This window comes from Bacillus cereus group sp. BfR-BA-01350 (assembly GCF_022663775.1).
GTDB classification, from domain to species: Bacteria; Bacillota; Bacilli; order Bacillales; family Bacillaceae_G; genus Bacillus_A; species Bacillus_A paranthracis.
Genome location: NZ_JAKUGD010000010.1, coordinates 185,631 through 199,889, shown reverse-complemented (window position 1 = coordinate 199,889; position 14,259 = coordinate 185,631). Strand labels below are relative to the sequence as shown.

Genomic DNA, 14,259 nt, shown 5'->3' with positions numbered 1-14,259 from the left:
ATAAGAGCAAGCTCTTAATCCATTCGCTCGACTTGCATGTATTAGGCACGCCGCCAGCGTTCATCCTGAGCCAGGATCAAACTCTCCAATAAAGTTAGTTTGTCTAGCATCATAAAATAAAAATTGACGTTTCACGTTGTTTGTTTCGTTCAGTTTTCAAAGAACTTGTCCGCCGCTCAGAAGCGACTTCATCATATTAACATCTTCATTTTTCGATGTCAACTAAGTTTTAAAATTTCTTTTTTGTCGTTTTCTGCGTTTCCGCATCAGCGACGTTTATTAATATACCATCATGGTTTTTAAATAACAAGTGTTTTTTATAAAAAATAAAAAAAATTATCTATCCTACTTTCTTCTATAGTAAAACCTTTTATTCTCTCTACTGAAAATAAGTATTTTGATTGTATACCAATACACTCTAATTAACCAAACTGCCTTTCATAATCCCTCCCACCTTTTCATTCTCTTCTACATTAAAGTCCACATTTAAAAAGAAAATAGCTTCGCCACTTCCTAATAATGCGCACATGTTGATTTTTTGTCCCTCCACACAAATCATTACTAATTGAAAGAACCGGTTGTTGGCAGATAGCTCCACCCCAACCGAATTCGAGGTGAGAATTTTATCGTCCGACCAACGGCGGGATAGATAACGAAATTCCAACGAAACATCAACTTAAGATTATTGTTAGAATTTTTTTACATTTAATTAATGAAAAATATCCATTTTTTGTTATATAGTAGAAAGGACGTACTCAACTACAAATAAACCAATGGAGGAATTACTTTATGGATAGGTTAACGAAGTTTTCATTAAAAAACCGCGCCGCTGTTATCATCATGGTTTTTCTCATTTCCATACTCGGTGTTTATTCCGGCTCTAAATTACCTATGGAATTTTTACCTAGCATCGATAATCCCGCAGTCACCGTCACAACTTTATCTCCAGGACTCGACGCTGAAGCAATGACAAAAGAAGTAACCGATCCCCTTGAAAAACAATTTCGCAACTTAGAACACATCGACAACATCACCTCTTCTACTCACGAAGGATTATCACGCATCGATATCGCGTATACATCCAAAGCAAATATGAAAGATGCCGCACGTGAAGTTGAAAAGGCCATTAATACAATTAAATTACCTAAAGATGCAACGAAACCGATAGTTAGCCAATTAAATACTTCTATGATTCCACTCGCTCAAATTGCAATCCAAAAGCAAAACGGATTTTCAAAAGCAGATGAAAAACAAATCGAAAAGGAAATCGTACCACAACTCGAAAGCATTGATGGCGTTGCCAACGTTATGTTTTTTGGAAAATCAACTTCCGAATTATCTATTATACTAGACCCAAACCAATTAAAAGATAAAAACGTAACAACGGAACAAATATTAAAGGTTTTACAAGGAAAAGAAACTTCCACTCCAGCTGGAGCTGTTACCGTTAATAAAGAAGAATATAACCTTCGTGTCATCGGGGATATAAAAAATGTAGATGACATTAAAAACATCACTGTTGCACCTCAAGTTAAATTACAAGATGTTTCTCAAATTGAACTTAAACAACACTACGATACAATCTCACATATAAACGGCGAAGAAGGCACTGGATTAATCATCATGAAAGAGCCAAGTAAAAATGCAGTTGCAACCGGAAAAGAAATCGATAAAAAAATTAAAGATATAAGTAAACAATATAAAGATCAGTTTTCTATTAAACTTTTAGCATCAACTCATGAGCAAGTTGAAAATGCTGTTACTAGTATGGGAAAAGAAGTAATCCTTGGAGCAATTGCGGCAACTCTAATTATCTTAATCTTTTTACGTAACTTCCGAACGACGCTCATTGCTGTTGTCAGTATTCCATTATCTATTTTATTAACACTCTTTTTACTACACCAATCTAACATCACACTTAACACTCTAACACTTGGTGGTTTAGCCGTTGCAGTTGGACGTCTCGTCGATGATAGCATCGTTGTCATTGAGAATATTTTCCGCCGGTTACAAAAGGAATCTTTCTCTAAAGATATTATTCTCGATGCAACGAAAGAGGTCGCCGTCGCAATTACTTCTTCCACCTTAACAACGGTCGCTGTTTTTTTACCTATCGGCCTCGTATCAGGAGTAATCGGAAAATTAATGTTACCTATGGTATTAGCGGTCGTATATTCTATACTATCGTCCTTAATCGTTGCACTAACAGTTGTTCCACTTATGGCTTTTTTACTACTCAAAAAAACAAAACACAAAAAGCCAAGTTCTTCACCACGATATGCGGCTACATTAAAGTGGGCTCTTTCGCATAAATTCATTATTCTACTTACTTCTTTTTTATTATTCGCAGGATCGATTGCTGCCTATGTATTACTACCGAAAGCGAATATAAAATCTGAAGACGACACAATGTTATCTATTAATATGACTTTCCCAGCTGATTACGCTCCTGAAACACAAAAACAAAAAGCCTTTGATTTCGAAAAGAAGCTACTTTCTAATTCAGATGTAACGGATGTTATTTTACGAATGGGATCTAGCGCAGAAGATGCACAATGGGGGCAAACGACCAAAAATAATCTCGCAAGTATATTGGTAGTCTTTAAAAAAGGTTCTGATATTGATCAGTATATTAAAGAGTTAAAGAAAGAACATAAAACTTTTGAACCCGCTGAACTTGATTATATAAAAATGAGTTATTCAAGCTCTGGCGGCGGCAATAATTTGCAATTCAACGTAACAGCCACTAACGAAACGAATTTAAAAGAGGCTGCTACTATCGTCGAAACAAAACTAAAAGATATGGATGATCTTTCTAAAGTAAAAACGAATTTAGAAGACTCTAAGAAAGAATGGCAAATCCATGTTGATCAAACAAAGGCCGAACAACTAGGATTAACACCAGAATTAGCAGCTCAACAAGTAGCATTCCTTATGAAGAAATCACCTATTGGTGAAGTTTCAATCAATAACGAAAAAACTACTATTATGATAGAACATAAAAAAGAAAGCATTACTAAACAAGAAGACATTTTAAACACAAACATACTATCACCTATTAATGGACCAATTCCTTTAAAAGACATTGCAACTATTTCAGAAAAGCAACTTCAAACAGAAATCTTCCATAAAGATGGAAAAGAAACCATTCAAATTACCGCAGAAGCTTCAAATGAAGATTTAAGTAAGGTAAGCGCAGAAGTGAACAAAGCGATAGCCGACTTAGATTTACCTAGCGGAGCCAAAGTAAACATCTCAGGCGCCACTGAATCTATGCAAGAGAACTTCACAGATTTATTCAAGATTATGGGGATTGCAATCGGGATTGTATATTTAATTATGGTTATTACCTTCGGGCAGGCGCGTGCTCCTTTTGCAATCTTGTTCTCCTTGCCATTAGCTGCTGTCGGCGGTATTTTAGGATTAATCATTTCAGGAACACCAGTTGATGTAAATTCCTTGATCGGCGCATTAATGTTAATCGGGATTGTCGTTACAAACGCTATCGTATTAATAGAAAGAGTACAACAAAACCGGGAACACGGTATGGAAACGAGAGAGGCCTTACTTGAAGCAGGTTCCACTAGATTACGCCCAATTATTATGACAGCTATTACAACAATCGTCGCTATGCTACCACTCCTATTTGGTCAATCACAAGCAGGAAGTATGGTATCGAAAAGTTTGGCAGTCGTTGTCATCGGCGGTTTAGCAGTCTCAACTGTCCTTACATTAGTAGTCGTTCCTGTAATGTATGAACTATTAGATAAAATCGGGAGAAAAAGACGCTCTCGTAGAAAAATAAATACTTCTACAGAAACACCTGATATTTAAACGAAAAAGCGTTATCTTCACGAATGAAGATAACGCTTTTTCTCTACCTACTCATATAATCCATCATTTTTTCTGCATATCGCTCTAGAGGTTCACTAGAATTCACAATAAGATATTCACTATTTAGAGGTCTTTTACTACCATTTAACCACTTTTTAAAAGCTACTTCCGACTCTACCTTTTCAATTTGACTGATCAGACGCTTACGTGTTTGTAGTCTCATATTAATCTCTTCCATATCATTCAGATAACACTCAATATATTTATATTTCACACCATGTTTATTAGACAGCTTAATTCCTTTTTCAACCATCCCTTCATATAGACATGGACTATCCAATATCACACTATGTCCTTGTTCTAAATATGAATCAATCAATGCCCATTCAGCATCATACGCAAGTCCACCAATAATCGTTGATTCAATACCTTTCACTTCTAGTGATCTTAACAATGCTGATTTCAAAACGTCATGATCTACAATTATAGCACCTGTTAACTCCCCTATATACTTAGAAACTGTAGATTTTCCCGATCCTGGAAAACCTGACATTTGCAGAAAAAACAAATTAAACCCACTCCCTCATTTTCATCTTTTTATCCCACTATTTGTGAGCAGTAAAACCCCACTGTTTAAAATTTCACTTTACCTATATAACGAATTACAAATTCAACAATTGCTATACCTTTTCCTTCTATATTAAAATACAAAAAGAACCCCCTACTTATAAGTAGAGAGTTCCCCTTTACAGCTTATGCAGCTTTTACCTTCTTCGTCGTTTTACTTTTTCTTTTCGCTCCTGTAAAACGTTTGTGCAATATAGATGCTACTAATCGTGAAATAACATTGAATAGTAATACCATAATAATTAATACAGCTGCAGATTTTGTCGCAATTAACTTCGCATCTGGGATAATCCCTTCAGAATTTAACTTCCAAATGTGAACCGCTAACGTTTCAGCTGGTCTAAATGGATTTAAAGGATGAGCAGGACTTGAGAAGTCCGCTGCTGAATTTAAAATTGGAGATGTTAAACCCGCTGTATAAATTAATGCCGCCGCTTCACCAAATATACGACCTGCCGCTAAAATAACGCCTGTAATAATTTGCGGTAATGACGACGGAATAATAATACGAGTGATCGTTTGCCACTTTGTTGCACCTAATCCAAGACTCGCCTCTTTCACATTAGAAGGAACCTCTGAAATCGCATTTTCACAAACACGAGTTAAACCTGGCAAGTTTAAAATTGTTAAAGCAAGGGCACCACCCATTACTGTGTATCCCCATCCTGTCATTGTAACGAACACTAACAAACCGAATAAACCAACAACAATAGAAGGTAAAGATGCCATTGTCTCAATACATAAACGAACAAAGTTTAAAAAACGTCCTTGTTTTGCATACTCTGCTAAATATATTCCAGCGCCTAATCCAAGTGGAATAGATATAATAAGCGTTATAACAAGCATATAGAATGAATTGAATAACTGCGGACCAATCCCACCACCAGCTCTTGTATTGCTTGGTTCTCCAAACAGGAAATTAGGATCCCAAAAACCCCATCCCTTTTGTAAAATCTCAAATACTAAGAACACTAGTAAAGCTACAACTAAAGCCGCAACCGCATAAAAGATACCTGTCCAAACTTTATTTACCGTCCTTGCATTCATTATTATCGCTCACCTCTTTGCCCAATTGCTCGAATAACTAAAATAAACAGGAATGAAATAACAAGTAAAATCATTGCTAAAGTCCATAGCGCATTGTTCCAAGCAGTTCCGTTTAATGTATTTGTCATATCCATTGTCAAAATACCAGTTAACGTTGCTGTCGGGCTATATATTCCTTCTGGTAATTTAACCGTATTCCCAATTACCATTTGAACCGCTAACGCTTCACCAAAAGCACGCGCTAAACCTAAAACAACACCTGTTAAAATCCCTTTTTTCGCAGCAGGAACAATTACTCGACTAATCGCTTGCCATTTCGTTGATCCTAAACCATAAGAAGCTTCTAAATAATCAAATGGAACAGAGCGTATTGCATCAGAAGCGATACTAGCAATAGTAGGCAAAATCATTATACTTAATACAACAATACCTGCAATTAAACTAAAGCCCACTCCTCCAAACGAATCACGTAATAGCGGTACTAAGATTGTAACCCCTAATAATCCGTATACAACCGAAGGAATACCAACTAATAATTCTAAAACAGGCTTCAATACTTTATTTCCAAACTTCGGCGAAATTAAATTCATGAATATAGCAAGAGCTATAGCAATTGGCGCACTAATAATAACCGCACCTAACGAAACCACCGTTGAACCTACAATAAAAATTACAGCCCCGAAAGTTCCCTCATCAGCATTTGGACTCCATTTTGTCGATGTTAACATTTCAGTAAACGAGATACCACTTTGCGTAAAAGATTGAATTCCTTTACCGCAAATAAACGCAATAATAGCTAATGTAACTAAAACAATAAAAATACCACAAAACGTAACAAGTGATCTTCCTATATATTCACTTTTCACGTAATTAATTTGTTTTTTCCCCTTCATCACAGGACAGACCCCACTTCATAAATTGAAATGAACAGGACTGGCCTTGCAGCCAGCCCCATAAATTTTATTACTTATTTAATTTAGACATTGGAATATAACCCATATCTTCTACTTGCTTTTCAAAATCTTTACCTTTTACATAGTCAATGTAAGCTTTTGTTGCTTCTTTTGCCTCACCTTTCGTTACCATGTACTCGTAAGACCAGAATGGATATTTACCAGACGCAATGTTTTCAACTTTTGGTTCAGCACCATCAATTTTCACTGTTTGTAGCGCACCTTTTTTCTCGCCAACCATGTAAGACATTGCTAAATAACTCACTGAACCTGGAGTAGAGTTAATCGCTTGTTCTACTGCACCGTTAGAATCTTGTGTAGTACCAGTTCCATCATTAATTTTCGCGTCTTTCATAATTGTTTTTTCAAATGTAGCACGTGTACCAGAAGAAGCTGGACGGTTAATTACGTTAATTTTTTCATCTTTCCCGCCTACCTCTTTCCAGTTTGTTACTTTTCCAGTGAAGATATCTTGTACTTGTTGTACTGTTAAATTATCAACTTTTACATCTTTATTTACGACAAGTGCGAATGCAATACCCGCTACCTTGTTATCTACTAATTCTTTCGCCTTATCAGCATCTTTTATTTTATCTGCAGATGGAACATCTGAGTTACCAATTTGGACCGCACCAGAAGCTACTTGGTTAATTCCAGTTCCACTACCGCCACCTTGCACTTGAATAGAAACGTTTGAATTTTTCTCCATAAATTTCTTTCCAGCTTCCTCTGCAAGAGGTTGAAGTGCTGTAGATCCTGCAGCTGCTATCGTACCTGACAATTCTTGTTTTGCATTATCGCTTCCTTTAGCATCTTTACCTGACGTCTCTTCTGCTTTTCCACATCCCACTAATGAACCCGCTACCACTAAAGCTGCTAAAGAAAATTTAATACCCTTTTTCATAACCATGTCTTGTACCCCCATTTGGATTATCACTTTTCACATTTATCTACTTCTTTCGAACACAAATTCATTGTAGGACAATAATATTATGTGAGTGTTAAGCAATTTTTAATTTTAAGTAAATGACGATAATACCCCTTAAAAACTAGGAATCCCAACATTTATAGCTGAAAAACCCAACAAAACCCACACTAATTAGGCTACAATGTAAATTTATTCTTAATAATGTAAATTCAATGTAAATATTTTTCACTCTTTTTTCCTTTTAGTTAAAGTTACATTTACAATTCCGTTGTATTTTGTTACTTTTACGCGCCTAATTTATGTACATTACACAGAATTTCAGTAATATTTTTTAGTACAACTAAATAAATTGGAACAATTCTAAAAATAAATGAATATTTTTAAAGTACCAATTGACAGCATCATCCAATGTAGTCTACTATATTACTAACAAAAAGTTTACCTAAGGAAACTTTTTAAACTTAAACTAACAATATAGAGATGAGGTAACTTTTATGGTATCGGCTAATATAAAACCACTTTCCGAATTTAAGACTGGAGAGTTTGTACAAATTGAGAAGATACAATTAGAAGGAACTATGAAACGACGCTTATTAGATTTAGGATTCATCCCAGGCGCAACAATTAAAGTATTACAACGCAGCCCACTTGGAGATCCGGTCGCTTATCAAGTAAGCAACACAACTATCGCACTACGCAAGGAAGAAAGTTCCCTTATTTTCGGGGTATTAATAGGAGATGATTTCAGATGAGCAAACATCGCATTGCTTTAGCTGGCAACCCAAATACCGGGAAAAGTACATTATTTAATACTTTAACAGGTTTAAAACAACATACTGGAAACTGGACGGGAAAAACTGTTTTAAAAGCTGAAGGAGAATATGAACATAACGGTAGTAAATATACATTAATAGATTTACCTGGGACTTACTCACTATATTCAAATTCTGCGGATGAAGAAGTAGCAAGGGATTATATTATATTTGAAAAACCAGAAGTAACTGTAGTTGTTGTAGATGCAACAGCAATGGAAAGAAATTTAAATTTAGCACTTCAAGTGATGGAAATGACGAGTAACGTAGTCATTTGTATTAACTTAATTGATGAAGCTGAGAAAAAAGGCATCGTTATCGATGAAAAAAAATTAGCAAAATCACTTGGTGTACCTGTAGTTAAGATTTCCGCTCGTAACCGAGTAGGCATCGGTCATTTACTAAATGTCATTGCTAAAGTAGCAAATAAAAAGCTAATTCCAGCACCAATTAAGGTTACTTATAGTGAAAAAATCGAAAATATGATTCGAGAATTAGAACCACAAATTTATAAAGTATTCGGTGATACGCATCCAGCACGTTGGATTGCATTACGTATATTAGATGGAGATAAAAATTTCTTAACTGCACTTGAAAAACATCATAACGAACCACTTGTAAGGGAGGTCGTAATCAATGGAATCTCACTCAGCCAGTAAAGCTCTTCCATTAGACTACATTATTCAACACGCTCAAACACTTTCAAAAGAAGATATACGAGATGATATTGTCGGAGATATTTATCGAACATCTGCAAGCATCTGTAAAGAATCTGTTCAATATACAAATACGGATAAATTATATCGTTCTGAAAAACTAGATAAAATTTTCACATCTCCAATATGGGGATTCCCAATTATGCTCGGTATTTTATCTATCATTTTTTATCTTACAATCGCTGGTGCTAACGTACCATCTGATATGATTGCTGAGTTTTTCGGATGGGCCGAAGGATATTTAACTTCTTGGTTCCAAGCAGCACACGCACCCGAATGGTTACATGGCATTTTAATACTTGGTTTATTCCGTGGTATCGGCGCTGTTATTAGCGTTATGTTACCACCTATGGCCATCTTTTTCCCTATGTTCGCACTATTAGAAAACTATGGATACTTACCACGCGTTGCGTTTAATATGGACCGCTTATTCAAACGCTCTGGTGCACACGGTAAACAATCTTTAACAATGGCAATGGGCTTTGGTTGTAACGCTGCAGCTATTATGTCAACACGTATTATTGAATCACCACGTGAACGTATGCTTGCAATCTTAACAAATAACTTCGTACCTTGTAACGGTCGCTGGCCTATGTTAATTTTAATGGCCTCATTATTTATGGCTGCTGGTTATACAGGTAGTATGCAAACACTTGTTACTGCCGGCGTTGTAGTTGGAATGGTTGTAATTGGTATCATTATGACATTAACTGTTTCTTGGGTACTATCCAAAACAGCTTTAAAAGGCGTTCCAACCCACTACACACTTGAGTTACCGCCGTACCGTAAGCCAAAGGTTTGGAATACAATTGTACGCGCAACACTCGATAAATCAGTTTATGTTTTAAAACGAGCTGTTGTTGTAGCTGCCCCTGCGGCTGCATTAACTTGGTTACTAGCCAATATTTTCATCGGTGACACAAGCTTACTTATGTATTTTGTAAATTTTCTAGATCCATTTGCTAAAATGTTAGGACTTGACGGCTTTATTCTAGCTGCGTTTATTCTTGGACTACCAGCGAATGAAATTGTTATCCCGATTTTATTAATGTCTTACTTATCAACCGGAGCTTTAACTGAAATAGATGATTTTAATCAAATTAAAAATTTATTCTTAGAAAATGGTTGGACTTGGTTAACAGCGTTAAACACAATGTTGTTCTCACTTCTTCATTTCCCATGCGGAACAACACTGGTTAACATATATAAAGAAACAAAAAGTGCAAAATGGACATTCTTATCGTTTGCAATCCCTACCGTTATCGCCATTGTTGTGACATTCCTCTCTACACAATTGGTACATTGGTTAGGGCTTGTATAAAGTAAAGCATACATAGAAGGTATCCCCCTTCACATATGCTTTGCACGAAAGAAACCTGAAATCATTCAGGTTTCTTTTTTTGCACATCAGCATTCCAAGGCTGCGCTCCATACGTTGTGAGTTTCTTATGAATAAAGTATATAGCGCCTGGAAGAATCGCCATTAATATTGTGCAACTAATTCCCAATCCAGTAAACAACTTCCATCACCTTACTTCACTTTCTTTGGTAATGCTGAACCTGAATGTTCAATTGTTGGATCAACGTGAACATTAATTTCAGCATTACTAAAATAATTCTGGCCTTGATCCCAATTCTTACTAACTTTCTTCCACTCTTTATAATTATGCCTCTTATATACCTCTCCTAATTCCAATACATCTACCTTATATTTTTTTTGAACAAGCTGTATAGACTTTTCAATACGCTTCTTCATCTCCTTTGAAATCTCTTTCTTTAAAAACTTTTCATTCATCACTTGTTTTGGTTCATTAAAATGTAACTCAGCTAATATGCCTTCTGTGGACAAATGAATATCAAACTTCGGTTTTGTAGCATTTTCAGTAGACACTCGGATCTTTCGGCGCAACTTATGAATTTCATATGTAATGAGCTGATTCTTTTTACGAACAGTAAAGAAACCTCCAATTTTTTTACCTATTACATAGTTCATTCCTAATGTTTGTTCTCCATTCAAAGTTCCAACGCACTTATTATCCTTTCCACGGATCAATGCCGCTCCTTCCATTTGTACGCCTTGTTTAGTTAACCCTAAGAGAGGTAATGCAAAACTTCGATCTGCAATCATTTTCCCTTGTACTTCACCAATTCTCGCCGCCTCAATCATTTGAGCGTTTTTCGGAGGATGTTCAGCTAACATATCAATGTACTGCGCCGGTAAGTTTTCAGGTTTTGCACTCTATTTTAAAATAGATTCTGCATTTTTCTTGGAAACGAACAAACGAATATTTCTTCTCATTTCATGGTCACGAAAATATACATCTAACGTATTTTGCAAAACATACGGATTTGCTAGTAATTCATCCGAAAAAATAATGACTTGTATATGCGGAAAAAATAATGTTCGACTAATTTTTTTAGCAATTATTCTTATTTGCTCAAAGACGCTATCTGCTTTCGCACTTACGTTAATATAATTTTCACTATCTCCATCGCCCTGTCCACCTTGTTGTGCTAACTTACTGGGAAGTACCATCTGATACGTCCCTTTCATAATCGGATTTGATTTCTTTTTCTTCACAATATCGTAAGCTGCGCCTACTACAAAGCCTCTTTCTTCTATTTCTTCTAGTTCAGAGCACCCACTTATAGATCCAACTAAAACCATAACCATTATCATTTTAAGAAGGTGTTTCATTTCTACCATTCCTTCTTTTCATTTTATATACAATAAAAACTAGCAAAGGAGCTAATACGACAAATCCCATATCTATCCACGCTAAATACGTTCCGTAACTTGATAACGTATTTAAATTACCCGGGAGCATATTCAGCATAAAAATCAGAGGCGCGCTCCCGAAAATAAAAATATGTTTCTTCACTTTCGGAAACATGGCACAAAATAATAAAGAGGCGACGTCATAATACATTGCTGTCGTGTTATAAATAGTAATAATCCAAGTCGTAAAAAAAATCGCGTCGAACCTTTCTAAAAATCCTCCACCAATTTCAATTTCTTTCCCTAATTCAATTGTCGGATATGTCAATCCACGTGTTGTCATATACGTAAAAACACTAATACAAGTTACATAAATTAAAATGTATGACAACACGTTTACCATCACAGCTTTTGCAACTGCCATCGGTGCTTTTTTCGCCGTCTTATCATTCAACAACACAGCATAAAACAGAGCTACCTCAAATCCAATAAATGTGAATATAGAATTTTTAACCCCAACAGCGTATTGACTTACTTCCGTTTGGAAAGCTGGAAACAAATTGTTTATTTCCATTAAATTTATATTTAATAAAGAAAGAAGCACTATTGCAATTAAAACAATAGGTAAGAACATAACATTTAATCGTAATAAAGCTGCTCTCGACCCTGCTATTCCATAGATAACAACTAATAAGAAGAAGAAAGATAGGAGCTGTACCGGCGTATCACTAAATAAATACGTTTGCGAAATAATTGCAATCATCCGCGATTCATATGCTGTCAAAGCCGCAAACGTCAATACTAAAATGCTACTAATTGTATATGCAACAGGCTTCGTCAAATGTATGCTTGTATATTGAACAAAGTTTTGTTTTGGAAATAAAATAGCCACCCTCGTTACAAACCAACCTAAAACTGCACATATCAATCCACCCAAAAGCAAAATAATCCAACCATCTGAAAATAATGTTTGGTTTGCAATATCCCTTGGCATAGATAATGCGCCTATACCAATAATGGTCGATGATACCGCAAACCCAATTTCCCGAGATCCAATTTCTTCATCGCCATACTCAAATGGTTTCAATTATTCTCGCTCCTTTGGACGTACTGTAGAATCTTTCGTTTGTAAATATTCCGGTCTCTCTTTCAACATTGATTTTGGCATGCGAATAAACTCTTCTTTCCAATCTTTATAAAATGCGGGTGCAATTGGAGTTGTATACGGTACACCAACACTTGTTAAATTTGTAATATGAACAGCAAGCGCAATAAGAGCTAGAATGATTCCATACAAACCAAAAGCAGTTGCTGCTAAAACGAAGACGAAAAGTAAAATCCGAAACGTAATTGTGATGCTATACACCGGAAGTGAAAATGTAGCAATAGCTGTAACCGCAATAATGATAACTAAAAATGGATTTACAATTCCTGCATTCACCGCTGCCTCTCCAATTACAAGACCACCTACAATCCCAATTGTTTGTCCCATCGGTTTCGGCAACCTAATTCCTGCTTCTCGTATTAACTCCATCGTTAATGCCATCATTAACGTTTCAATATAGGCAGGAAACGGAACACCTTCTCTTGCTCCAGCAATCGAATAAGCCAATTTAGAAGGAATAAGTCCTTGGTGATATGAGACGAGCGCTACATACATCGCCGGCATTAAAATTGCAACTATACCAGAACCCATCCGCAAAATTCTTAATAACGTTCCGATCACCCAGCGTTCATAATGATCTTCCACAGATTGAAAAATATCGACAAATACTAGCGGAGCTATAAGCGCAAACGGGGATCCATCCACCAAAATAGCTGCCTTTCCTTTCGCTAATGAGGCCACAATATTATCAGGCCTTTCCGTATTCAAAAACTGCGGAAACGGCGACAAATTATTATCTTGAATTAATTGCTCAATTGTACCCGTCTCAAAAACAACATCTGTCACTATGGATTGAAGACGCCGATCTAGCTCTTTTACAATGTAAGGATTAATAATGTCTTCTATATATACTAAAGTCACTTCTTTTTGGGATCTCTTTCCCATAATATAAGATTGAAATCTCAGCTTTGGGTCACGTAAACTACGGCGAATTAACATTTTATTCACGTTAATATCTTCATTTAATCCTATCCTCGGTCCACGTATTAAATCTTCTGTTACTGGCGGTTCTAAACTTCTTTTTTCCCAAGCTCTACTATTAATCACGATAGCAGTTTGAATATTATCAATTAATATAACTGTATCTCCCGCTAAAATCGCATTTATAATATCCGGAAATGTTGTCTTCTTACCAACTTCTGCAATAGAAATAAAGCGATCTAATAATGTTTGAACAACAGCTTCGTCTTTTTGTATCTCTTCATATTGAAGCGTACGAACTACATATTTATAAACGTTATCCTTATCTGTTAACCCACATAAAAAGACAACAGCACAACGTGTAAAACTACCAGCAAGGGCAACTTCCCTAATTGTCAAATCATTAGGCGAACCTAACTCATCTCTAATTTCTTTCATAACTTCAAATAAGTTACCTTTTAGCTCTAACAAATCCCCCACCTAACTTCCTTTTCAACAAGTTTTTAGTTAGATTCCGCTAATAGAAGAAAATATATA

General features: G+C 35.8%; 12 protein-coding genes, 1 rRNA gene and 1 pseudogene. 4 read left to right on the top strand and 10 right to left on the bottom strand.

What is annotated here, in order from left to right:
- Both MR147_RS20645 and MR147_RS20640 read right to left on the bottom strand, forming a co-directional pair.
- Positions 1 to 92 (bottom strand): 16S ribosomal RNA (locus MR147_RS20645); the annotation flags it as partial.
- Between the two features lie 326 nt (positions 93 to 418).
- A complete protein-coding gene (locus tag MR147_RS20640; protein WP_141108656.1) occupies positions 419 to 664 on the bottom strand; it encodes a hypothetical protein in 246 nt (81 codons plus the stop codon).
- Between the two features lie 125 nt (positions 665 to 789).
- Between MR147_RS20640 and MR147_RS20635 the strand changes: the two genes are divergently transcribed.
- Complete coding sequence (locus MR147_RS20635; protein ID WP_242304664.1) at positions 790 to 3,834, top strand: efflux RND transporter permease subunit; 3,045 nt, start codon at positions 790 to 792, stop codon at positions 3,832 to 3,834.
- Positions 3,835 to 3,877: 43 nt separating this feature from the next.
- On the opposite strand, the gene MR147_RS20630 is transcribed toward MR147_RS20635, so the two are convergent.
- The 4 genes from MR147_RS20630 to MR147_RS20615 all read right to left on the bottom strand — a co-directional run bounded on the left by MR147_RS20630 (position 3,878) and on the right by MR147_RS20615 (position 7,371).
- Positions 3,878 to 4,402 carry a P-loop nucleotide/nucleoside kinase family protein gene (locus MR147_RS20630; protein ID WP_242304663.1) on the bottom strand — a complete coding sequence of 175 codons (525 nt, stop codon included), beginning with the start codon at positions 4,400 to 4,402 and terminating at the stop codon, positions 3,878 to 3,880.
- Positions 4,403 to 4,587: 185 nt separating this feature from the next.
- Positions 4,588 to 5,508, bottom strand: coding sequence for a phosphate ABC transporter permease PstA (gene pstA, locus MR147_RS20625; protein ID WP_000994142.1), 921 nt, complete (start codon positions 5,506 to 5,508; stop codon positions 4,588 to 4,590).
- A 2-nt stretch (positions 5,509 to 5,510) separates the two neighbouring features.
- Entirely contained in the window at positions 5,511 to 6,401 is an 891-nt protein-coding gene (gene pstC / locus MR147_RS20620) for a phosphate ABC transporter permease subunit PstC (RefSeq protein WP_074607438.1), read from the bottom strand.
- 70 nt (positions 6,402 to 6,471) lie between these two features.
- Positions 6,472 to 7,371 (bottom strand): phosphate ABC transporter substrate-binding protein PstS, encoded by a 900-nt coding sequence (locus MR147_RS20615; protein ID WP_000245119.1) that lies wholly within the window; start codon positions 7,369 to 7,371, stop codon positions 6,472 to 6,474.
- A gap of 512 nt (positions 7,372 to 7,883) precedes the next feature.
- Between MR147_RS20615 and MR147_RS20610 the strand changes: the two genes are divergently transcribed.
- Genes MR147_RS20610 through MR147_RS20600 form a run of 3 tightly spaced genes read left to right on the top strand, consistent with a single transcriptional unit; the run spans position 7,884 to position 10,238 of the window.
- Positions 7,884 to 8,141, top strand: coding sequence for a FeoA family protein (locus MR147_RS20610; RefSeq protein WP_000252984.1), 258 nt, complete (start codon positions 7,884 to 7,886; stop codon positions 8,139 to 8,141).
- Positions 8,138 to 8,860, top strand: a complete 723-nt coding sequence (locus MR147_RS20605; RefSeq protein ID WP_242304662.1) for a FeoB small GTPase domain-containing protein — start codon at positions 8,138 to 8,140, stop codon at positions 8,858 to 8,860. Before MR147_RS20610 ends, MR147_RS20605 begins: the two co-directional genes overlap by 4 nt.
- On the top strand, positions 8,838 to 10,238 hold the full coding sequence (locus MR147_RS20600) for a nucleoside recognition domain-containing protein (protein WP_000443600.1): 1,401 nt from the start codon (positions 8,838 to 8,840) through the stop codon (positions 10,236 to 10,238). The genes MR147_RS20605 and MR147_RS20600 overlap by 23 nt, the downstream gene beginning before the upstream one ends.
- 61 nt (positions 10,239 to 10,299) lie before the next feature.
- Here MR147_RS20600 and MR147_RS20595 read toward each other — a convergent pair whose 3' ends face one another.
- The 4 genes and pseudogenes from MR147_RS20595 to gerLA all read right to left on the bottom strand — a co-directional run bounded on the left by MR147_RS20595 (position 10,300) and on the right by gerLA (position 14,202).
- Positions 10,300 to 10,437 carry a hypothetical protein gene (locus MR147_RS20595; RefSeq protein WP_071742034.1) on the bottom strand — a complete coding sequence of 46 codons (138 nt, stop codon included), beginning with the start codon at positions 10,435 to 10,437 and terminating at the stop codon, positions 10,300 to 10,302.
- Between the two features lie 11 nt (positions 10,438 to 10,448).
- Positions 10,449 to 11,615, bottom strand: a pseudogene (gene gerLC, locus MR147_RS20590) (spore germination protein GerLC).
- Positions 11,599 to 12,723, bottom strand: a complete 1,125-nt coding sequence (gene gerLB, locus MR147_RS20585) for a spore germination protein GerLB (RefSeq protein ID WP_074607321.1) — start codon at positions 12,721 to 12,723, stop codon at positions 11,599 to 11,601. The pseudogene gerLC and the gene gerLB overlap by 17 nt, the downstream one beginning before the upstream one ends.
- The gene (gene gerLA / locus MR147_RS20580) at positions 12,724 to 14,202 is read right to left on the bottom strand and encodes a spore germination protein GerLA (protein ID WP_136445391.1); all 1,479 of its coding nucleotides are present in this window, start codon (positions 14,200 to 14,202) and stop codon (positions 12,724 to 12,726) included.
- Positions 14,203 to 14,259: the final 57 nt, after the last annotated feature.